Below are 21,306 nucleotides of genomic sequence, written 5' to 3' on the forward strand. Positions count from 1 at the left end.
AGACCATTTGCCCTGATCAACATAAGGAAGTTGTCAGAGCGGTTCGCGGGGTCCGAGTGTCCCTTCGATCGCGGTCGAAGAGGCTATGTGACGCAGATCACATTGGATTGATGGCACCGTCTGGGCGCCCCATGCGTCCAACGGCCCTTCACTTTTGGCGGGAACGCCGAAGGGCCCGGCGGATGCCGGGCCCTTCGCAGGAAACGGTTATACGAACGGTCTAAGACCGGTCGCTGTCCGTCACCTTAGACAATCTTGCCGGACCACGCGACCGCAGCGGCCTTGTAGACCACGTTGGTCTCACCGTCGAAGTACGGCGAGGAGATGTAGTCCACGCGACCGTTGCCGTCCTGGTCGTTGAAGGTGCTCACGACACCGTTCAGGTAACCGAGACGCTTGGAGTTGCTGTACTTGTACAGCCACGGGCCACCGTCGGCACCCTCGGTGAAGGCGCACTTGAGGGCCACGTGCTCCTCGATCTTCTTGGCAGCCGAACCGACCAGCTTCTTCGTGGTCTTGCCGTAGCACCACTTCGGAGTCACGCCGGTGTAGTTCTTGTTGCCGTCGGGGTGCGGAGCCGCCGGGTAGCCGAACACGCGGACGTACTTGCCGGTGGGCTGGTTCCAGGCGAAGCCCTGACCGCCGACGTTGTCACCGAGACGGCCCGCGTCCTTGGCGAAGCCCTCGACGATGAAGAAGACGGTCTTGTAGTACTTGGCCTCCGAGCCGGCCTTGTACCACTGCTGGACGTAGTAGTGCGTGATCGTCCAGTTGCCGCGCTCGTCCTTGACGACCTTGGCGGGGTACTTGTCGGTGGGCTTGTCGCCCTGCTTCGCCTTGTAGGCAGCGGCCTCGGCGTCGGTAACGATCTCGGTGACGGGCTCACCGAACTTGAAACCGTTGCCCTTGCCGACCTTGGCGTCCTTGTAGACGTCCTCGGTGACTTCGACCTTGCCCACCGCGGCACCGGGGTAGTCGGGACCGGTCGCCTCAGGCGCCGTGCCCTCCTTGACCCAGTACGCCTCGGTCCTCGTCGGGTCAAGCTGACCCTTCAGGAACTCCTCGCGGCTGATCTCGACGTCCTTGGCGTCCTTGATGCCGGTGTACTTGTCCCAGTCGGCCTTGGAGACCTGCTTGGGAGTGCCGCCACCGAGCTGGACACCGTTGTACACGGTGACGAACGCGTAGTCGCGGTCCCAGTCCTCGTAGACATCGAAGTCGTAGTGGGTGAAGGCCTGCTTACCCACGTAGATGCCCCACGGGGACTTGCCCTGGTAGTAACCGGGGACGAAGACCCACTTGGACATGACGTCCGAGTTGGTCGCCGTGTCGTACACGCAGTGACCGGCCGTGGCGACCAGGTTGCGGTACTGGGACTGGATCGAAGTGGCGGAGCACCACTTCTTCTCGCCCTTGCTGTTGACGAAGAACACCTTGCCGATGGTCTTCGGCATGTTGACGTTCTGGACCTTGACGGTCGTCTTCTTTTCCTGGCCGATCGGAGCCGTCGAGCCGGGCTTGGTGTCGGCGCTGTAGCCGCCCTTGCTCTGCAGCTTCGCGATGTCGCCCTTGTCCCAGACGTTCGACTCCTTGGCGGCCCGGAGGGCAGCGCCGTTGTTGTCGGCCCAGAACTCGGCAATGGCCTTGGCGTTCGCCGCGCTCGCCGCCATCGGGTCACTGGCGACGTCGCTGGCGGCCTGGGCGGTGCCGGCCAGGCCGGCAGCCAGAAGGCCGGTAGCCATGATGGCGCCACCGGCGGGGATGAGGATGCGCTTCAAGGGAACTGCTCCTTGCTCTGTCGTGGGTCGCAACATGCGTCCCATGCGTCAGTAAAGGGATAGCAAGGAACATAGCGTGGTGATCTCCGCAGGTGGAACCCGGTTTGGACGATCCGGTAGGCGCTCCTACCGCCGTTACCGTGCTGTTATCTGTCAGAGATCTTCGCGCGCGGTGATTGGATAGTTACGTTTTCGCAGGGTATGGACGGGTTGTGGCAGATGGGACCCGTGTGCCGTTAGCGGTTCGCCACATAACGTAGCCGACGAAACGTGACCCAGATCACAGGAACCAGATTGGCGCCTAATCCGTCTAACCCGCTCCAATCCTCACAGGTGATCTTCAGGTTCGGGTTATAGGGGCCAAAAAGAAGCCGTCCTCGCCGGAAGGAGGGGCGGCGAGGACGGCTGTGGAGCGCCAGGCGTGGGGTCGTAGGGGAGACACCCCCGCGCCTGGCCTATTTGGACTGGGGCGCCCTTGAGCGCCTCAGTGTGCGTGATGGCGGGCGAGGAGCTGGAGGGGTGCTCCTCGGCCGTCGGAGGAAGGGCGAACGGGTCGGTTCGTCAGGTGTGGCTTAGATGTCCCTCTGGCGGACGACTGCCGCCAGGTGGGTGCGCAGGCTCAGCAGCACCGGATCGCGGGCGAGGGCTTCGTGTCGCGGGTGGTGGGCCGGCACGGGGCGTTGTGGCGGTGCGGCGCCGTCATCGGTGGTCGTGTTGTCCTGGGCGGTCTCGATCGCTCTCAGCAGTCGTCGCCAGGTGCCGTCGGCCGTCCAGTGGCGGTGGTGCCGGTAGATGGTCACCCAGCAGCCGAACCGCCCGGGCAGATGACGCCATCGCAGACCGGTCCTGGCTTGGAAGAGCACCCCATTGATCATCATCCGGTGCTCGTCCCACCGGTCTCCAAGCGTGTCGCCGGGGGGTAGCAGCGATGCCAGCCGTTCCCATTCGGCGTTCGTCAGATCGCCACGATGCATGTGCCCATCGTGACAAGGTAAACACTCTGTGTCAGCAGATCCAAAAAAGATCTTCGTCTTCGGAAGTACCCCGACAAAAGATGAGGCGAGGGCCTCGGAATACCGAGACCCTCGCCTATCCCCTGGAAGGGCTTACTTGTACAGCTCGCCGTTCGGGCCGACGATCTTGCCGGACCACACGTTCTTGGCCGCGTTGTACACCGCGGCCGTCTCGCCGTCGAAGTAGGGCGAGGTGATGTAGTCGACGCGGTCGTTACCGTCCTGGTCGGCGAAGGTGCTCGTCACACCGTTCACGTAACCGAGGCGCTTGCCGTTGCTGTAGTTCTGGAGCCAGGGGCCGCCGTCATAACCGGGGGTCACGGCGCACTTGAGGCCGATGTGCTCCTCGATCTTGAGCCAGGAGGCGCCGACCGCCTTGGCGGTGGTCGTGCCGTAGCAGTTCTTCGGCGTGACGCCGCTGTACGGCTTGTTGCCGTCCGGGTGCGGAGCGGCCGGGTAGCCGAAGGCACGGACGGGCTTGCCGGTGGGCTGGTTCCAGGAGAAGCCCTGGCCGCCGACGTTGTCGCCGAGGCGACCGGCGTCCTTGGACAGCAGGATGTAGTAGTGGCCGCCCCACGCGCGCTTCGGGCCGGTGAAGCTCTGGTAGTCCTTGCGGTCCACCTGCTTCACGCCGTTGAACTGGATGCCGTTGTAGACGGTGACGAACGCGTAGTCGCGGTCCCAGTCCTCGTACGTGTCGAAGTCGTAGTGGGTGAAGGCCTGCTTGCCCACGTAGATGCCCCACGGGGTCTTGCCCTGGTAGTAGCCGGGGACGAAGACCCAGTTGTCGAGGAGCGCCTTGTTGCTGTCCGTGTCGTAGACGCAGTGGCCGGCCGTGGAGACCAGGTTGCGGTAGTTCGACTGGATGGAGGTGGCCGAGCACCAGCGGAACTTGCCTGAGCCGTCGACGAAGAAGACCTTGCCGATGGTCTTGGGGATGTTCACGTTCTGGGCCTTGGCGCCGCTCGACTTCGTCTCGCCGGTCGGCGCCGTGGTGCCGGGCTTGCCGTCGGGGGTGTAGCCGCCCTTGGAGACGACCTTCCGGACGTCGTTCGCGTCCCAGGTGTACTGGGTCGCCTGGCGAAGCGCGGCCCCGTTCGAGGCGAGCCAGAAGGAGGCGACGGAGGCGGCCTCGGCGGTGTTGTTGGCCATCGGGTCGTGGGAAACGTCGCCGTCGGCCTGGGCCGTACCGGTCAGACCTACGGAGAGCAGGCCGGTCGCGAGGACGGCACCACCGACGGGCAGAAGGATTCGCTTCAAGGTAACTCCAGGTTGCGCTGACATGAGGCGCCTCGTGCACCTCCATAACTCAGCAAACGGACAGCCCGGAACTTACCGGTTTGACTGTGCTCATGTGAATTTCGGGTAGATCATGTCAGCGTTCCGACAGGGCGTCGTGACCTTGCTGAGACAAAGGATGCGCTGATCACCAGCAGTGACCGGACGGTTGCAGTGATTTAGGTCACATTTGGCGGGGTGGTCTGCGCGGCGGCGCGTCGGTAGACCGCACCGGCGGTGGTGTCGAAGTAGGGGGACGACACCGCGTCGTACCAGCCCTTCGCGTCCCTGTTCCAGGTCAGGCTGTTGACGCCGTTGAGGTGGCCGGTCCAGCGGTCCTTGTTGAAGCCGATCAGCCATGGACCGCCGCTCGCGCCCGGGCTGAAGTCGCAGTTGAGCAGCTGCACGCCCTTCTGCAGGTCGAGGCTGACGGCGGAGGTCCAGCGGGTGGGGCCTTCCTTGCACATCTCCAGGCGCTTGCCGTCGAACGGGCGGGTGCCGTCGGGCTGCGCGCCCGCCGGGTAGCCGAACGCGGCCACCGTGTACGTGGTCGGCTTCTTGTTCAGCTCGATGCCCTGGCCGCCCACGTTGTCCTGGAGCCGGCCCACGTCCCTCATGACGTAGCGGCCGTCCTTGGCCTCCCACTTGAAGCCGCGGTGCACGGTCACGAACGCGTAGTCGAAGTCGTAGTCGCCCTTGCCCGACCAGTCCTCGTGCATGCTGATCGAGGAGCCCACGTAGATGCCGTCGGGCGTCTCGCCGTTGGGCCCGGGGTTGGGGACGAAGATCCAGTAGTCGGCAGCCTTGGCCTGTCGTGGGTCGTACGCGCAGTGCCCGGCCGTCGCGACGACGCTGCGGTTCTTGGCGGCGACCGCACTGGCGGAGCACCAGTACTCCTTGTCCCCGAACCGGAAGAAGACCTTGCCCATGGTCCTGGCGACCGAGCCCTTGCGCGGCAGCACGGGCGACACAGCCTGCGCGGCGACGGCCCGCGTGACGGTGGTCGCGGCCTGCGTGGCGGGGTTGGAGGCCTGCGCGGAGGTCGACGGCGCCGGGCTGGCGGCCTGGGTGCCGGGCGTCGCGGGGCTGTAGCTGTCGGCCTGCTTGAGCTGGTCGGGTGTCCAGTAGTCGGCGACCCGCTTGACGTCCACCGCGGTCTTGGCCAGCGAGACGGCGAAGACCCTGCTGTCGAGCGCGGCGTTGCTGTCGAGCGCGGCGTTCGCGATCCCCGTGAAGGCAGGCGCCATCAGCAGCGCGCTGCTGAGCGCAGCCGCCACCAAGTGCCTGGCCCGGGGGATCATGAATTAACCTTTCTTGGGGTCGTAAGGGTGGATTTTTCCAGATGTACTGGTGGTATTGCAGCCAGGATAGAGATTCGTTACCTGATCAAGAGTGCTCTGTGCACTATAAGGACATCGTCAGACAGATCTCTAAATGATCATTGGTAAGGGGCGTTTCCGCAGGTCGGAGTGGGTGTAGGCACTTGTTGAATTCCACTCATTCCGCGCCCGTTCCAGTGATGTACGCCTCAGTGGAAGACCCCGGTTCCCAGGGGAACCGGGGCCTCGGAAGCCACCTCGATCAGCGGAAGTTGCCGGTCCAGCGGTTGGCCGCGGCCTTGTAGACCTTGTACGTGTCGGTGTTGAAGTACGGGGACGAGATGTAGTCGTAGCGGTCGTTGGCGTCGGTGTCCCAGGCGACGCTGTTGACGCCGACCAGGTAGCCGGTGCGCGACGCGCTCTTGTAGTTGTAGATGAACGGCCCGCCGCTCGCGCCGGCGGTGAAGGAGCACTTGAAGCCGATGTGCTCCTGCAGGTTGTACTTCCTGGCCTCGGGCATCGGTCGGGTCTTGCCGAAGCAGAACTTCATCGTGCGGCCGGTGTACGGCTTGTCGCCGTCGGGGTGCTCGCCCGCCGGGTACCCGAACGAGAACACGTCCAGCTTCGTGCTCCTGTTCCAGGTGAAGCCCTGGCCGCCGACGTTGTCACCGAGGCGGCCGACGTTCTTGACCGTCCACTGCCAGCGGTTGCCGACCTTCTCCCAGTTGACCTTGATGCCGTTGTAGACGTTGACGAACGCGTAGTCGAAGTCGTAGTCCTCCTTCACCACGAAGTCGTCGTGCGCGTTGAACGTCTTGGCGGCGTAAATGCCGTAGGGCGCCTTGCCCTCCCAGACATTGTTGCCGTCCCAGTACGACGGAATGAAGATCCAGTTGTCGTAGAAGGTGTTCTTGCTGGTGTCGTAGACGCAGTGGGCCGAGGTCGCCACGAGGTTGCGGTATTTGCCCTGGACCGAGCTGGCCGAGCAATACCGCCAGCTTCTCGGGTCGCGCGGGTCGGCCTTGGGCAGCGTGAAGAACACGCGGCCGACCGTGTTGGGCAGATTGACGTGCTTGCTCTTCTTGGCCTTCGTCTTCTCCTCACCGATCGGCGGGACGGATCCCGGAGGGCCGTCAGGTGCGTCGTTGCTGCCCTTGACGCCCTTGGAGGTCAGGTCGAGGCCGGCGTCATAGTCGGTGGCCAGCTTGACGCGGTCGGGGGTCCAGAACTGAACCGCCTGCTCGGCGGGGGTGGCGGAGTTCTGGGACACGACGTCGGAGGGTGCTTGGGCGTTGGCCGGGGTGCCGCCGACCACGCCCGCGGCCAGCCCGACGGCCATCAGGCCGGCGAGCGGGAACGCGATGCGCCTTGCTCGGGAAAACATGGAGCTCCTTTCGGCTTTCGGCGGCCCAGAGCGGGGTACTGCGCCCCGGTGGGCCAGGAAAACGATCGGAACGCTAATGAATGGCGCAAGGGGATGGCCATGAAACGACGCGAAAAAGCATGGCCCGGTTCCATTCCGTTATAGAAATAGCGAAACCGCATGTATTCATAATTGGCATCCCCGCAGGTCGCGCCGCCCGTTTTTTGTCTCGCGCAACAGCGGTAACAGGCATTATCAAATGCCACTCCTTATCAACCGAATCTTGTTCTGGTTAGATGGATTCATGGATCCTCGCACCCCCTGTCTCATCGGCATCGCACAACGCACCATTCGCGAGCAGCCCGGCCCGGAACCGCTCGATCTATGGGAGGAGACGGCACGCGCGGCCGCCGAGGACGCCCGGCTCCCCGTCGAGCGACTGGACTCGATCCAGATCGTCCACACGGACTCGTGGCAGTACGACTCGCCGGTCGGCCGCCTCGCCGAGCGCCTCGGGGCGACGCCGCGGCACCGTGCGTACTCCAAGGTCAGCGGTACGGCCCCGCAGCTGCTCATCGGCGAGGCGGCGGCCAGGATCGCTGCGGGCGACCTGGACTCCGCGCTGGTCACGGGGGCCGAGGCGCTGGCGACGCGCCGGGCGTACCGGCGGGCGGGCGAGCACGTCCCGTGGAGCCACCCCGCCGTGCCCAAGCCCCCGTACGGTTGGGAGCGCCCGCCGCACCCGTACGCGCTGGCCCACGGGCTCTTCCTGCCGGTGCACACCTACGCGATCATGGAGACGGCGCGGCGGGCGGCGTCCGGGCTCACGATCGCGGAGGAGATGCGCGACAGGGGCCGGCTGATGGCGCCCATGACCGAGGTGGCCGCCGCGAACCCGTACGCCTGGCGCCGGACCGTCCGCACCCCCGACGAGCTCGCGAAGGGCGACCGCTTCGTCGGCTGGCCCTACACCAGGGACACGGTGGCCGTGCTGGAGGTGGACCAGGCGGCGGCCGTCATCCTGGCCAGCTCGCGGCTGGCCGACCGGCTCGGGGTGCCCGCGGAGGGGCGGGTCTACCTGCGCGGGTGGGCGTACGGGGAGGACACCTGGGAGGTGGCCGCGCGGCCCGAACTCGGGTCTTCCCGGGCCATCGCGCACGTGGCGGAGGCCGCTTTCCGGCGGTCCGGGCTCGGGCTCGGCGACATGCACGCGCTCGACCTGTACAGCTGTTTCGCGGTGGCGCTGCGGCAGGCGTGTGACGCGATCGGGCTCGATCCCCTGGACCGGCGCGGGCTCACGGTCACCGGCGGGCTGCCGTACGCGGGCGGGCCGGCCAGCGACTACGTCCTGCACTCCACGGCGACCATGGGGGGGCTGCTGCGGGCCCAGTCCGGGCACGGGCTGGTGAGCGGGGTGGGGATGCATCTGACCAAGCACACGTATGCGGTGTGGTCCAGCGAGCCGGGAGGGCGGCTGGGGAGCGCCGCGCCCGTGTTCGTGGCCGAGGAGGTGCCTCTGGTGGGGAGCAGCGCAGGGGAGGGGGTGGTCGCGGGGTACACGGTGGCGCACGGCCGCGACGGGGCCGTCGAGCGGGGAGTGCTGGTGGTGGAGGTGCCGGGCGGGCGGGCTTACGCGGTGGTGGAAGAAGCCGGGCTGCTGGCGGACGCGGAGTCGCGGGAGCTGGTGGGGCAGGTGGTGCGGGTGTCTTCTGACGGGAAGGTCAACGTGGCGGCGTGGTGACTCAAAGTTGATGCAAAGACTGTGATCGTACGACTACTGTCCGGAGTTGACATTTTGATGTCAGCGGCGGACGCTGGAGTCATGCGGAGGACAACGGTGCGCATCGACGAGACGCTCCTCAACGAGGCGAAGGCGTACGCGGCACGTAACGGACGCAGTCTCAACTCGGTGATGGAGGATGCCTTGAGGCAACTGCTCAACCGCTCCACGGAGCTGGCCGAACGGCCGCGGGTGGAGCTGATCACTTCCAGCAGCAAGGCTGGATTCCAGCCGTGGGTCCAGGAGCGGCTCGACGCCGGCGAGAAGCTGGAGCACATCGCCTGGGATCTCGACGACGAGGAGCGTTTCCCGGAGCTGCGCAATGTTGCTCGTTGACACCAACGTCCTCATCAACGCCTTCCGGCGGGAGTCCTCCGACCACGATCAATGCCATGACTTCGTGGACGGGATGGTCAACGGCGACTCCAGCTACGCCGTGAGCGACTTCGTCGTCAACGGCTTCGTCCGGATGGTGACCAACCGGCGCGTCTACAAGGACCCCGACGACGTGGGGCGCGCGCTGACCTTCGTCGGCACCTACCGCAACCAGCCGCAGGCGTCGGTGGTCGCCCCCGACTCGAGACACTGGGAGATCTTCGTCAAGCTGTGCCGTCAGTCGGGCGCCACCGGCAACCTCATCCCCGACGTCTATCTCGCCGCACTCGCCATCGAGCACGGTTGTGAATTTGTGACCTGCGACAAGGATTTCGCCAGGTTCCAGGGCTTGCGCTGGCGGTCGCCGCTCAACTGAACTGGATGAAAGGGCGCAAGCCCGCACTACTCGGCTAGGAACCGTCGTGGTTGACCGGTTCGATGTCATCGAGGTAGGCGAGCGCGGTCGCCGCCGGTGGGTCGGGCTGGTGGTGGTGCTCGCGCTCCTCCTGATCCCTGTCGTCAGCCTGCTCATCAGCCGGGATCCCGAGCCTGCGCCGCCGGCAGGGCCGACCTCCGAGCCCATCAGGTCCCTCACCAAGATAGACAGCGCCCCCAACGCCCTCACCGTCCGGCCCGCGGTCAAGGGCGGTGAGGAGGTCATGGAGGTGGTGTTCCCGCACGGGATGCGGGCCGAGGTGCGATACCCGGCCGAGCTCGGTCTGGCCGCCATGGGGTCGCGGCCCTACCAGGGGGTCTGGATCGACGGGCAGTACCGGCAGTTGTCCGCCCCGTACAACGGTGAGTTCGAGGTGACCGCGGGTGGCCAGGCGATCAGGAACTACGCGCCCAACGTCACCCTCTGGCCCCGCCGGGCGGGCAGCGGTTACTACGGGCAGGTGCTGCTGTTCACGTTCGGGCGGTGGCGGCTGGCGATGTACGACCGGGGGCAGGGGCTGACGTTCGACCAGCGGGTGGCGCTCGCGCGGGGGCTGAAGGGCAGGGAGACGAAGGACGGCTACCTCGTGCTGTCGGCCAAGTCGCCCGTGCGGCTGGCCAGGCCGGGGGAGACGGCGCAGGGGCAGCCGCTGGGGCCGCAGCTGTGGTTCGGCGGTGGCGCGGGGGAGATGGTCGTGCTGGCGCCCACGCCCGGCTGCAAGAAGAAGGCCGGGATGCCGAGTGTGATCGTGGGGCGCGGGCGGCCGGCCGGCTCGGTGTGCAGGGGCGACGTGCTGGTCGCGGTCACGGGGCCACAGTCGTTCAGGAAGCGGGCCTTGGAAGGGATTCGGATCACGCTGAAGTAGGGTGCGGCCATGTTCGCCGTAACCGCCACACAGACCGACCCCGACAACCCACTCGCCGGGCTGACGCTCGGCGAGCGTCCGGAGCCGAAGGTCCCGGACGGATGGACGACCGTCTCCGTGCGCGCGGCCGCGCTCAACCATCACGACCTGTGGACGCTCCAAGGCGTCGGCATCAGGCAGGACCGGTTGCCGATCGTGCTCGGCTGCGACGCCGCCGGCGTGGACGAGGACGGCAACGAGGTCATCGTGCACTCCGTGATCGGCACGGGCGCCGACGAGACGCTCGATCCCAAGCGCACGCTGCTGTCCGAGGTGCACGACGGCACGTTCGCCGAGCGGGTGGCCGTGCCGCGGCGCAACCTCGTGCCCAAGCCGGCCGGGCTCGGCTTCGAGCACGCCGCCTGCCTGCCCACGGCCTGGCTGACCGCGTACCGGATGCTGTTCGACAAGGCCGGGCTCGAGCCCGGCTCCACCGTGCTGGTGCAGGGCGCGGGCGGCGGCGTCGCCACCGCGCTGATCGCGCTCGGCCGGGCCGGCGGCTACCGGGTGTGGGCTACCAGCCGCTCCGAGGAGAAGCGCGCGCGTGCCCTCGAACTCGGCGCCGACCAGGTGTTCGAGCCGGGCGCGCGGCTGCCCGAGCGGGTGGACGCGGTCATGGAGACCGTCGGTCAGGCCACCTGGGACCATTCGCTCAAGTCGCTCAAGCCGGGCGGGCGCATCGTCGTCAGCGGCGCCACCAGCGGCGCGGTCCCGCCCGCCGACCTGAACCGGGTCTTCTTCCTGCAGTTGTCCGTCGTCGGCTCCACGATGGGCACGCGGGAACAGCTCGGCCGGCTGGCGGTCTTCCTGGAGCAGACCGGGGTACGGCCCGTCGTCGACAGGGTGCTGCCGCTGGCGGAGGCGCGGGACGGGTTCGCGGCCATGGCCGAAGGGGACATCTTCGGAAAGATCGTCTTCACCGTCTGAATAAGTAAAGGGTTACTTCCCGGCTTTCCGGGTGATACAAGCATGAGTGGGCTTGTCTCACCCGGGAGGCCGTGATGATGGAGGTTCAGCCCTTCGGTCCAGGTTCGATGCACTGGGACACCACCGGCGAATACCGCAATCTGCTCGTCGCCGGGAGCGCGCTGGTCATGCAGACGATGCACCCGGCCGTGGGTGCGGCCGTCGCCGAGCACTCCACGTACAAGGACGACCCGTGGGGGCGGCTCACCCGCACGCTCGTCTCGATCCAGAAATGGGTGTACGGCGGCGCGGACGGCCCGGCGGAGGGCGCGCGGCTCAGGAGGCTGCACCGGCAGATCAGCGGGGTGGACGAGCTCGGCAGGCCCTACCACGCGCTGAACGGGGAGGCGTGGGCGTGGGTGCACCTGTCGCTGTTCGAGCGCTTCGTCGTGCTCAACCGCTATTTCGGCACCCCGTTCACCGTCGAGCAGGAGCGGCGGCTCTACGCCGAGTCGCGGCAGCTCGGCGCGATCCTGCGGGTGCCGGAGCGGGAGATGCCCACGGACCTGGAGGCGTTCTGGCGGTACTTCGACGCGATGGTGGCCGACCGGCTGGAGGCGCACCCGACGGCGCTCGACGTGCTGTCGGTCCTGCGCGGCACGCCGGCGCCGCCCGGGCTGCCGAGACCGCTGCGGCGGCTGTGGACGCCTGTGGGAGTGGGATCGGGGGAGTTCAACTACTTCGTGACGGTCGGTACGTTGCCGCCCGCCATCCGGCGGAAGCTGGGGCTGCCGTGGACGGCGCGGGAGGAGCGGCGGTTGCGGCACCTCGGGCACGCGGTGGCGGTGCTGACGCCGCGCCTGCCCGAACGCCTGAGGTACATGCCCATCGCCTACCGCGCCCGCAAGGCCGCCCGCGGCGCGCGCCGCCCGGAACGGCACCTCCGCTCGGCATGAACGGAGGTCAGCCTTCGAGGATGTCGCGGACGCGGCGGCGGGTCTCGTCGAGCGTCGTACGCAGCTCCGCCAGCTTCTCCGGCGTCAGCCGGGCCTCGGACGCCTCCTGCCGGGCCTCGGCGATGAAGTCGGCCAGCAGCTCGCCCAGCTCCGCGTCGAGGTCGGCGCGGCTCGTCGGCGAGCCGCCCAGCGTGGCCCAGACCTCGGACCAGATCCTGCGCCACTCCCCGCTGAGCCGCTCGCCCTCGTCCTGCCAGTGGGTGGCGTGCTCCATCCACTGCCGCTTCTGCTGCTCCTTGAGCCGCCTGAAGTCCTCCTTCTGCTGCTCCTTGAGCCGCCGGGTGTCATCCCGGGCCCCCGTGCGAACATCCTTGGCCATCCGCGTGAGCTCGTCGCGCAACGACTTGACCGTGTCGCGGACGTCCTCCTTGACCTCGCGGGCGATGTCGCGCACGGAGGCGGAGATCTCCTGCTCCAGGTCGTCGAGCTCGTCGAGCCGGGCGTTCAGCTCCTCGCGGCCCTTGTCGGTGATCGAGAACACCTTCTTGCCCTCGACCACCTCATGCGTCACCAGGCCCTCCTCCTCCAGGCGGGCCAGGCGCGGGTAGATCGTGCCGGGAGAGGGCGAGTAGACGCCGAGGAAGCGGTCCTGGAGCAGCCTGATGACCTCGTAGCCGTGACGCGGGCTCTCTTCCAGCAGCTTGAGCAGGTACAGCCGGAGCCGGCCGTGACCGAAGACAGGGCTCATTCCTTCTCCCCCTTGAGCAGCGCGACCTCGCCGGAGACCGTGATCGCCGACAGCGACGCCATGCCGCCGCCCAGCCTGCCCGACATCGACTTCGTGCCGGGGCCGTTCGAGTTGAACAGTTCGTGGAACGTGCTGACCAGCCTGCCGGAGGTGGATCTCACGTTCACGTCCGCCTCCACGTTTTCCGGCAGCCTGACAAGGATGTCACCGGAAACGCTGTTGAGCGTCACATGGCCGGTCGGCCGAAGCGCCAGATCCGCCGTGATGCGGCCGGAGACGGTGTTCGCCTTGAGCCGGCGCGGGGTGCCGTCGGCCACGGTCAGGTCGCCCGAGACGCTCTTGAACGCCAGGTCGCCGTCCATCGCCCGGCTCTCCACGGGGCCCGAGACGGTCGTCGCGTTCACGTCGCCGCTGACGCCGTCGAGCACGATCTCCGCGGACACGCTCCTGACCTGCGTCATCCTCTCGAACCCGGCCACCACGGCGGGCGCGGAGACCACTCCGGCGTTGACGGTGCAGTGCTTGGGAACGGTGATCGTCAGGACCGTCCTGCGCCGGTCGCGCCGGAGCCAGCCGAGGAGGCCGTCCCAGGTGAGGTCCTTGTAGGTGATGGAGAGCTCCTTGGCGTCCTCGTCGTACGTGACCAGCAGCGGGGATGCCGACTCGATCTCGGACACCTCGACTGTGGGCGGGCCGTCGCTGGCCAGCACGGCCAGGCGGCCGGCGACGATGCGCACGTCGAGCGCTTCCACTTGGCCGAACGTCAGCTGTTCTGGGCCCTCGATCGTCCACTGCTGCATGTTCCCCCGCCCTTCTGGCGACATGTTCTCCCTACGTAACACGATATGTCGCGTTCTTGGGAAACTCAAGATGTATCGCGTTGGCGCGTCGAGGTGTTGTCCCTTGGGGGGAGGGGCGGGCTGGGGGCGACGGCCCTACCGGCGCGTGGCCCCCTTGCCGCCGTGGCGGGGAAGGGGGCCGCGGTGGGGTGGGGTCAGTCGTCCTCGTCGTCGTCGAGCCGTGCCAGCCAGGTGGCCAGCCGCTCGATCGGGATCTCGAACTCCGGGTTGAGGTCGACGAACTCGCGCAGCCGCTCGCCGAGCCAGAGCAGGCTGACCTCCTCCTCGCCCCGCCGCTCGACCAGTTCCTCGATCCCCCGATCGGTGAAGTACATCTTTCTCAAGTCCTCCTGAAACGGCAGTGAGCCCCCAGCCGGGGCCGGGGGCTCACTCTGGTGTTGGATCAGCCGAACAGCTCGTGGAGGATCTCCTCGAGCTCGGTGTCGTGCGAGTTGTGCGAGCCCGTCGCCGGCGAGCTGTTGGGGCGGCGCGAGACGCGCCGCAGCCGGCGGCCGTCCAGCGTCTGCGGGTCCTCGGCCAGCTTGAGCGCCAGGTAGGGCCACGGCCCCATGTTGACCGGCTCGTCCTGTGCCCAGACCAGCTCCGCCTGCGCCCCGTAGCGGGACAGCTCGGCGGCCAGCTCCTCACCCGGGAACGGGTAGAGGCGCTCGAGCCGGACGATCGCGACGTCGTCGCGGCCCGTCTTCTCGCGCCCCGCCGCCAGGTCGTAGTAGAGCTTGCCGGACGTGAGCACGACCCTGGTGACCTTGGCCGGGTCAACGGTGGTGTCGCCCAGGACCGGCTGGAAGGTGCCCGTGGTGAAGTCGGACGCCTTGGACGTGGCCGCCTTGTGGCGCAGCAGCGACTTCGGCGTGAAGACCACCATCGGCTTGTGCCGCTGCGACTCCACCTGCCAGCGCAGGAGGTGGAAGTAGTTGGCCGGGGTCGAGGGCTGCGCGACCGTCATGTTGTCGAGCGCGCAGACCTGCAGGAACCGCTCGATGCGGGCCGAGGAGTGGTCGGGGCCCTGGCCCTCGAAGCCGTGCGGCAGCAGCAGCACGACGGAGGACTTCTGGCCCCACTTCTGCTCGCCCGACGAGATGAACTCGTCGATGATCGTCTGGGCGCCGTTGACGAAGTCGCCGAACTGCGCCTCCCAGGCGACCAGGGCGTCCGGGCGGACGACGCTGTAGCCGTATTCGAAGCCGAGCGCCGCGAACTCGCTGAGCAGCGAGTCGTAGATGTAGAACTTCGTGGTGCCCTGGTTGAAGGTCTTGAGCGGCGTGTGGTCGGCGCCGGTCATCCGGTCCACCAGGACGGCGTGGCGCTGCGTGAACGTGCCGCGGCGCGAGTCCTGGCCGACCAGGCGCACCGGGTGGCCGTCGATCAGCAGCGAGCCGTAGGCGAGCGTCTCGCCCATCGCCCAGTCGATCGTGTCCGTCTCGACCATCTGGCCGCGGCGCTGCAGCACCGGCGCCAGACGCGGGTGCGGCGTGAAGCCCTCGGGCAGGTTGAGCTGGGTGTCGACGATGCGCTTGAGCGTCTCGTCGCTGATCGCGGTCTCCGTGTCGGCGTGCGACCACTTGACGACCTCGGTCGGCGGCACCCGCATCGCGGCGGCCTCGGCCGGCTTCTTCGCCGCCTCGCGGGTCTCGGTGAACGCCTGCTCCAGCTTGGCCTGGTAGTCGCGCAGCGCCTGCTCGGCCTCCTCGACCGTGATGTCGCCCCGGCCGATCAGCGCCTCGGTGTAGAGCTTGCGGGTCGAGCGCTTGGCGTCGATCAGGTCGTACATCAGCGGCTGGGTGAAGGCCGGGTTGTCGCCCTCGTTGTGGCCGCGGCGGCGGTAGCAGATGAGGTCGATGACGACGTCCTTGCGGAACGCCTGGCGGTATTCGTAGGCCAGCTGGCCCACGCGCACCACGGCCTCGGGGTCGTCGCCGTTGACGTGGAAGATCGGGGCCTGGATCATCCGGGCCACGTCGGTCGCGTAGACCGAGGACCGGGACGAGGCGGGCGAGGTGGTGAAGCCCACCTGGTTGTTGACCACCACGTGCACGGTGCCGCCGGTGCGGTAGCCGCGCAGCTGCGACAGGTTGAGCGTCTCCGCCACGACGCCCTGGCCGGCGAAGGCCGCGTCGCCGTGGATGAGCACGGGCAGGACGGTGAAGCCCTCCTCGCCGCGCTCCAGGAGGTCCTGCTTGGCGCGGACGACACCCTCGAGCACCGGGTCGACCGCCTCCAGGTGGGAGGGGTTGGCGACCACGGAGGAGGTGATGGTCTTGCCGCCCGGCGAGGTGAACGTGCCCGTCGCGCCGAGGTGGTACTTCACGTCGCCGGAGCCGTGCGCCGTGCGCGGGTCGATGTTGCCCTCGAACTCGCCGAAGATCTGCGCGTACGACTTGCCCACGATGTTGGCCAGCACGTTGAGGCGGCCGCGGTGGGCCATGCCGATGACGACCTCGTCGAGGCCCTCGTCGGCGGCGTCGCTGATCACCGAGTCGAGCAGCGGGATCAGGGACTCGCCGCCCTCCAGGGAGAAGCGCTTCTGGCCGACGAACTTCGTCTGCAGGAACGTCTCGAACGCCTCGGCGGTGTTGAGCCGGGACAGGATGTTGAGCTGCTCGTCACGCTCGGGCGACTTGTGCGGCTTCTCCACCCGCGCCTGGATCCAGGCCCGCTCCTCGGGGTTCTGGATGTGCATGTACTCGATGCCGACCGTGCGGCAGTAGGAGTCGCGCAGCACGCCGAGGATCTCGCGGAGCTTCATCAGCGCGCGGCCGCCGAAACCGCCCGTGGCGAACTCGCGCTCCAGGTCCCACAGCGTCAGCCCGTGGGACTGGATGTCCAGGTCGGGGTGCTTGCGCTGCTTGTACTCCAGCGGGTCGGTCTCGGCCATCAGGTGGCCGCGCACGCGGTAGGCGTGGATCAGCTCGATCACGCGGGCGGACTTCGACACGTCGTCGTCGTGGGAGGCCGAGACGTCCTGGACCCAGCGGACCGGCTCGTACGGGATCCGCAGCGCCTCGAAGATCTCGTCGTAGAAGCCGTCCTCGCCCAGCAGCAGCCGGTGGATCTGGCGCAGGAAGTCGCCCGACTGGGCGCCCTGGATGATCCGGTGGTCGTAGGTGCTGGTCAGCGTCATGACCTTGGAGACGGCCAGGCGCGAGAGCGTGTCGGGCGAGGCGCCCTGGTATTCGGCCGGGTATTCCATCGCGCCGACGCCGATGATGGTGCCCTGACCGGGCATCAGGCGCGGCACGGAGTGGACGGTGCCGATCGTGCCGGGGTTGGTCAGCGAGATCGTGGTGCCGGCGAAGTCGTCGACGCCCAGCTTGCCCCCGCGGGCCTTGCGGACGACGTCCTCGTACGCCATCCAGAACTGGCGGAAGTCCATCTCCTCGGCGCCCTTGATCGAGGGCACGAGGAGCTGGCGCTCGCCGTTGCTCTTCTGGACGTCGATCGCCAGGCCGAAGCCCACGTGCTCGGGCTTGATCAGCGTCGGCTTGCCGTCGACCTCCGTGTAGGAGTAGTTCATCTCCGGCATGGCCCTCAGGGCCTTGACGATCGCGAAGCCGATCAGGTGGGTGAAGGAGATCTTCCCGCCGCGACCCCGCTTGAGGTGATTGTTGATCACAATGCGGTTGTCGATCAGCAGCTTGGCCGGGATCGCGCGCACGCTGGTGGCCGTCGGGACCGTCAGTGACAGGTCCATGTTGGCGGCCGTGCGAGCGGCGGCGCCGCGCAGCTTGACCTCCTCGGCGCCCTTGGGCACCGGGGTGGCCGGCTGCTTCGGCTTCTCGGCAGCCGGTGGTGCCTTCGGCGGCGCCTGAGGAGGAGCGGGAGCGGTCACGGTGCCGTTCGCCACCTCCCTGACCGGCGCTGCCCGGCCCGTTCCGGAATCAGGGTTGTAGTCAGCGAAGAAGTTCCACCATGCCTTGTCGACAGACTCGGGATCTTGGAGGTACTTCTGGTACAGCTCGTCGACAAGCCACTCGTTCTGACCAAAGCTTGCCAGCGGGTTTGTCCGCGACGACTCTGACGACACGGCGGAAATCGCCCTCTTCCGCAGATCGGCGTTGATGTTAGAGAACCTGTCCAAGGCTACTCGCCCGGACCGGCAGCGCGCGCCGAAGAGCCCGTGCCGCCTCGAACGATCCTCTCAGGACAGTGCAAAGAGGTCACGTCCCCCTAGTCAATCCGGGTGGTGCCGCAATTATTACTCTTTGGTATCAACACTACGACGGGAGGTTTATTTCCCGCCGGACACCAATCTGCTAGCAATCCGTACCTCTGGTGACAACTCGGACAGCAGGTCGGCCAGCTCCTCACCCGCCTCCTTGAGCTCCTCCAGCGACATCGGCTCGAGGCGCTCGAGGAGGAAGATCGCGTTGGTGGTCTCTTCGGTGAGCCGGGTGCGCGCGACCTGACGCCAGTTCCACCTGCGGCAGGTGACGCCGACGTCGTCGCGCCAGATCACCTCGCCCGGCTCGGGCGTGCCGAGCGCCTCCTCGGACGCCTCGTCGCCGGTCGCCCGCAGCAGCCGGGCCGGGCCCGTGTAGTGGTCGAGGTCCTCGCCGCCGATCGGCAGCGCGTGCTTCACGCTGATCGAGTTGTACGCGTCCACCGCCTGGTTGATCTCCGGCAGCGGCATCCTGCGGGTCAGGGCGTCGACCGAGGGCCTGGTCCGCTGCGGTTTGGCGCCGAACGCCCGATAGGCGTCCTTCCAGGCGTCGATCTTGTCCGTCTGCACCTCGTAGTCGGAGGCCGCCGCCAGCCAGGCCCGGGACCGGTCGTCCGTGGGCCCGTTGCGCAGGCCGTGCGCGGTCATGACCAGCACCGCGAAGTCGGGGCGCAGCGCGAAGACGGAGTCGTCCACCCAGATGTCGTCAAGCATCCCCACAGTCTAGAAGCGGCCGAGACCGCAAAAATCTCTTTGCAAAATTAGCTTTGCGGTTTACGGTGGAACGCATGGAGGAGCGGTACAAGATCAGTGATCCGCGGGTGCTCAAAGCGGTCTCCCACCCGCTGCGCGTGCGCCTGCTCGGCCTGCTGCGCCTGGACGGCCCCGCGACCGCGAGCGAGCTGGGGCGCAAGGCGGGCGAGAGCTCGGGCTCCACCAGCTACCACCTGCGGGAGCTGTTCAAGTACGGCTTCATCGAGGAGGACGACGACCGGCGCGACGGGCGCGAGCGACGCTGGCGGGCCCGCCACCGCTACACCTCGTGGGACGCCGGCGAGCTGTCCGACACGGCCGAGGGCCGCGAGGCGGTCCGGATCATGCACCTGCGGCAGGCCGAGTTCGTCGGGCGGGTGATGGAGGAGTTCGTCCTCGACGGCTGGTCGCGCGACTGGGGTGACGCGGCGGGGATGAGCGACCACATCCTCTCGCTGCCGCCCGCAGGGGTGCGCGAGTTCAACGACAGGGCCGAGGAGCTGCTGCGCGACCTCGCCGCCAAGTACGCCGGCGATCCCGAGGCCAGGCAGGTCCACGCCTGGCACGGCGCCGTACCGCGATCGCAGGAGGAGGAGTCGTGACCGCACGCTCGGCCTTACGCCGCTACATGCTCGTCAGCTTCCTGACCTGGCTGCCCCTGGGCCTGATGGCGGCCACCATGGTGCTCCTCATGACCGCGCGGGGGCTCAGCCTGGCGGAGGTGGGGCTGTCGGTGACGGTGTTCTCGGTCGTCACCGCCACCCTGGAGCTGCCGACCGGCGGCCTGGCCGACGTCCTCGGGCGGCGCGTGGTCCTGGCCGTCTCCGCCGCGTTCACCGTGGCCGCGCTCGCGCTGCTCGCCGTCTCCACCACGTTCTGGATGTTCCTGATCAGCGGCGTGCTCAAGGGCGTGGCCAGGGCGCTGTCCAGCGGCCCGGCCACCTCCTGGTACGTCGACACGCTCCACGGGATCGAGGGCCGCGACGCCGACCTCAAACCGGGGCTGGCCAGGGGCGGCGCGATGGAGTCCGTGGCGCTGTGCGTGGGCGTGCTGGCGGGTGGCGGCCTGCCGCTCCTGGTGCCGGCGCAGGTGATCTTCCCGCTGGCCGCGCCGCCGCTGGTGGGGGCGACGGCGGCGGCCGTGCTGCTGGTCGTGGTGGTGTTCGCGATGCCGGAGCCCGCGCACGCCCGCAGGTCGCTGGCGGGCGTGCTGCGCGAGGTCCCGGCCACGGTCGGGGCGGGCGTCCGGCTGGCGGCCGGTGCGCCTGTGCTGCGCCGCTTGATGGCCGCCGCGGGGGCCTCCGGCGTGGTGCTGATCAGCATCGAGCTGCTCACCCCCGGGCGGCTGGCCGAGCTGGCCGGTACGGCCGAGCGGGGCAGCCTGGCCTACGCCGTGGTCTCCGCGCTCGGGTTCGCGAGCAGCGCGGCGGGCAGCGCGCTCGCGCCCCGGGTGGCGCGGCTGGCCGGCGGCTCGGCCGGCGGCGCGATCGCCGGGACCGTGCTCGCCGCCCTGTCCGTCGGGGCGCTCGCCGCGACCGCGGGGCTAAGGGGCCCGGCTGGGCTGGTGAGCGCGGGGCTGGCGTACATGACGCTCTTCGTGGGGCTGTCGGTGGCGGGCCTGCTCTGCCTGGAGATGACCCACAACGCGGTCAGCGCGGCCGAGCGCACCACCGTCACCTCGACCAGTTCGCTGTCGCTGCAGGCGGGCGGGGTCGTGGCCAACCTGACGCTCGGCGCGCTGGCCGGGGAGGCGGGCGTGGCCGTCGCGTGGATCGGCGCCGCGCTGGTGGTGCTGGCCTCGGCCCTGCTGTTCGTACGGATGCCCGCGCCTACAGGCTCCAGTCGATCTCCGGCCCCACGGGCACGATCCCACTCGGGTTGATGTTGGTCTGGGTGATGTAGTAGTGACGCTTGATCTGGTCGAAGACGGTGGTTTCGCGGAAGGCCGGGATCGCGTACAGCCGGCGCGCGTACGCCCACAACGCCGGATAGTCGACCAGCCGCCGGACCGAGCACTTGAAGTGCCCGTGATAGACGGCGTCGAACCTGGCCAGGGTCGTGTACAGGCGCACGTCGCTGTCGGTGAGGACGTCGAAGAGGTGTTCCGACTCCGCCAGGCGCACCTCAAGGAAGTCGAGCGTGGTGAAGACCCGGGCCACGGCCTCCTCGTACACCTGCTGGTCGCGGGAGAAGCCCGCCTCGTAGACCGCGTTGTTGAGGCCGTGGTAGAGGCGGTCGTTCATGATGTCGATGTCGGGGCGGAGGCGTTCCGGATAGAGGTCGGGGGAGGTTCCCCATGACATTTCCAGATCGAGGGTGATCTGCGGGAAGTCGTTGGTGACGATCCGCTTGTCCCTGGTGTCCCAGACGCACGGCACGGTGTAGCGGCCCGTGTAGTCCGGGTCGGTCGCGTGGTAGAGCTCCGACAGATACTCGGGGTCGCCGCCCGGGACGCGCCAGCCCTTCTCGTCGCGGATGGGGTCGACGATCGTGACGTCCAGCACGTCCTCCAGGCCGAGCAGCGCCCGGACGATCAGCACGCGCTGCGCCCAGGGGCAGGCGTAGGAGGCGTAGAGGCGGTAGCGGCCGGGTTCGGGCGGGCCGAGGCGGTCGGTGAAGCGGTTCGGCTGCCGTACGAACCGGCCATCCTCGGAGAGCTCGCGGCGCAGCTTCATGAC

19 protein-coding genes are annotated in these 21,306 nt (G+C 68.1%); 8 read left to right on the top strand and 11 right to left on the bottom strand.

Annotated features, from left to right (window positions below; translation table 11 throughout):
* Nucleotides 1–245: 245 nt before the first annotated feature.
* From ACWDRB_RS36495 to ACWDRB_RS36515, 5 genes are all read right to left on the bottom strand, one after another.
* The gene (locus tag ACWDRB_RS36495; RefSeq protein ID WP_449901539.1) at nucleotides 246–1,778 is read right to left on the bottom strand and encodes a trypsin-like serine peptidase; all 1,533 of its coding nucleotides are present in this window, start codon (nucleotides 1,776–1,778) and stop codon (nucleotides 246–248) included.
* Between the two features lie 572 nt (nucleotides 1,779–2,350).
* Nucleotides 2,351–2,752, bottom strand: a complete 402-nt coding sequence (locus ACWDRB_RS36500; RefSeq protein WP_449901541.1) for a transposase — start codon at nucleotides 2,750–2,752, stop codon at nucleotides 2,351–2,353.
* Between the two features lie 132 nt (nucleotides 2,753–2,884).
* Nucleotides 2,885–4,051 (bottom strand): trypsin-like serine peptidase, encoded by a 1,167-nt coding sequence (locus tag ACWDRB_RS36505; protein ID WP_449901544.1) that lies wholly within the window; start codon nucleotides 4,049–4,051, stop codon nucleotides 2,885–2,887.
* A 197-nt stretch (nucleotides 4,052–4,248) separates the two neighbouring features.
* A complete protein-coding gene (locus ACWDRB_RS36510; RefSeq protein ID WP_449901547.1) occupies nucleotides 4,249–5,370 on the bottom strand; it encodes a trypsin-like serine peptidase in 1,122 nt (373 codons plus the stop codon).
* Nucleotides 5,371–5,650: 280 nt separating this feature from the next.
* Nucleotides 5,651–6,772 carry a trypsin-like serine peptidase gene (locus ACWDRB_RS36515; protein ID WP_449901549.1) on the bottom strand — a complete coding sequence of 374 codons (1,122 nt, stop codon included), beginning with the start codon at nucleotides 6,770–6,772 and terminating at the stop codon, nucleotides 5,651–5,653.
* A gap of 283 nt (nucleotides 6,773–7,055) precedes the next feature.
* Between ACWDRB_RS36515 and ACWDRB_RS36520 the strand changes: the two genes are divergently transcribed.
* The 6 genes from ACWDRB_RS36520 to ACWDRB_RS36545 all read left to right on the top strand — a co-directional run bounded on the left by ACWDRB_RS36520 (nucleotide 7,056) and on the right by ACWDRB_RS36545 (nucleotide 12,108).
* Nucleotides 7,056–8,492: an acetyl-CoA synthetase gene (locus tag ACWDRB_RS36520; protein WP_449901551.1), complete on the top strand. Its 1,437-nt coding sequence runs from the start codon at nucleotides 7,056–7,058 to the stop codon at nucleotides 8,490–8,492.
* A 96-nt stretch (nucleotides 8,493–8,588) separates the two neighbouring features.
* Nucleotides 8,589–8,867, top strand: a complete 279-nt coding sequence (locus ACWDRB_RS36525; RefSeq protein WP_449901554.1) for a hypothetical protein — start codon at nucleotides 8,589–8,591, stop codon at nucleotides 8,865–8,867.
* The gene (locus ACWDRB_RS36530) at nucleotides 8,854–9,282 is read left to right on the top strand and encodes a TA system VapC family ribonuclease toxin (RefSeq protein WP_449901556.1); all 429 of its coding nucleotides are present in this window, start codon (nucleotides 8,854–8,856) and stop codon (nucleotides 9,280–9,282) included. The genes ACWDRB_RS36525 and ACWDRB_RS36530 overlap by 14 nt, the downstream gene beginning before the upstream one ends.
* Before the next feature lie 46 nt (nucleotides 9,283–9,328).
* A complete protein-coding gene (locus tag ACWDRB_RS36535) occupies nucleotides 9,329–10,207 on the top strand; it encodes a hypothetical protein (RefSeq protein WP_449901559.1) in 879 nt (292 codons plus the stop codon).
* A gap of 9 nt (nucleotides 10,208–10,216) precedes the next feature.
* The gene (locus tag ACWDRB_RS36540) at nucleotides 10,217–11,173 is read left to right on the top strand and encodes a zinc-binding dehydrogenase (RefSeq protein ID WP_449901562.1); all 957 of its coding nucleotides are present in this window, start codon (nucleotides 10,217–10,219) and stop codon (nucleotides 11,171–11,173) included.
* A gap of 107 nt (nucleotides 11,174–11,280) precedes the next feature.
* The gene (locus ACWDRB_RS36545) at nucleotides 11,281–12,108 is read left to right on the top strand and encodes an oxygenase MpaB family protein (protein WP_449901564.1); all 828 of its coding nucleotides are present in this window, start codon (nucleotides 11,281–11,283) and stop codon (nucleotides 12,106–12,108) included.
* A 7-nt stretch (nucleotides 12,109–12,115) separates the two neighbouring features.
* Here ACWDRB_RS36545 and ACWDRB_RS36550 read toward each other — a convergent pair whose 3' ends face one another.
* The 5 genes from ACWDRB_RS36550 to ACWDRB_RS36570 all read right to left on the bottom strand — a co-directional run bounded on the left by ACWDRB_RS36550 (nucleotide 12,116) and on the right by ACWDRB_RS36570 (nucleotide 18,589).
* Nucleotides 12,116–12,856, bottom strand: coding sequence for a helix-turn-helix transcriptional regulator (locus ACWDRB_RS36550; protein ID WP_449901566.1), 741 nt, complete (start codon nucleotides 12,854–12,856; stop codon nucleotides 12,116–12,118).
* Nucleotides 12,853–13,680, bottom strand: coding sequence for a DUF4097 family beta strand repeat-containing protein (locus tag ACWDRB_RS36555; protein WP_350729333.1), 828 nt, complete (start codon nucleotides 13,678–13,680; stop codon nucleotides 12,853–12,855). The genes ACWDRB_RS36550 and ACWDRB_RS36555 overlap by 4 nt, the downstream gene beginning before the upstream one ends.
* Before the next feature lie 170 nt (nucleotides 13,681–13,850).
* The gene (locus ACWDRB_RS36560; RefSeq protein ID WP_192793777.1) at nucleotides 13,851–14,030 is read right to left on the bottom strand and encodes a DUF6104 family protein; all 180 of its coding nucleotides are present in this window, start codon (nucleotides 14,028–14,030) and stop codon (nucleotides 13,851–13,853) included.
* 68 nt (nucleotides 14,031–14,098) lie between these two features.
* On the bottom strand, nucleotides 14,099–17,740 hold the full coding sequence (locus ACWDRB_RS36565) for a multifunctional oxoglutarate decarboxylase/oxoglutarate dehydrogenase thiamine pyrophosphate-binding subunit/dihydrolipoyllysine-residue succinyltransferase subunit (protein WP_449901568.1): 3,642 nt from the start codon (nucleotides 17,738–17,740) through the stop codon (nucleotides 14,099–14,101).
* 204 nt (nucleotides 17,741–17,944) lie between these two features.
* Entirely contained in the window at nucleotides 17,945–18,589 is a 645-nt protein-coding gene (locus ACWDRB_RS36570; protein ID WP_449901570.1) for a B3/B4 domain-containing protein, read from the bottom strand.
* 74 nt (nucleotides 18,590–18,663) lie between these two features.
* On the opposite strand from ACWDRB_RS36570, the gene ACWDRB_RS36575 reads away from it, so the two are divergent.
* A complete protein-coding gene (locus tag ACWDRB_RS36575; RefSeq protein ID WP_449901573.1) occupies nucleotides 18,664–19,230 on the top strand; it encodes a winged helix-turn-helix domain-containing protein in 567 nt (188 codons plus the stop codon).
* Complete coding sequence (locus tag ACWDRB_RS36580) at nucleotides 19,227–20,510, top strand: MFS transporter (RefSeq protein WP_449901575.1); 1,284 nt, start codon at nucleotides 19,227–19,229, stop codon at nucleotides 20,508–20,510. Before ACWDRB_RS36575 ends, ACWDRB_RS36580 begins: the two co-directional genes overlap by 4 nt.
* Here the strand turns inward: ACWDRB_RS36580 and ACWDRB_RS36585 are convergent.
* Entirely contained in the window at nucleotides 20,458–21,303 is an 846-nt protein-coding gene (locus ACWDRB_RS36585) for a glutathione S-transferase family protein (RefSeq protein ID WP_449901577.1), read from the bottom strand. The genes ACWDRB_RS36580 and ACWDRB_RS36585 overlap by 53 nt on opposite strands.
* Nucleotides 21,304–21,306: the final 3 nt, after the last annotated feature.

The sequence above is a fragment of the Nonomuraea sp. NPDC003707 genome (genome assembly GCF_053587055.1).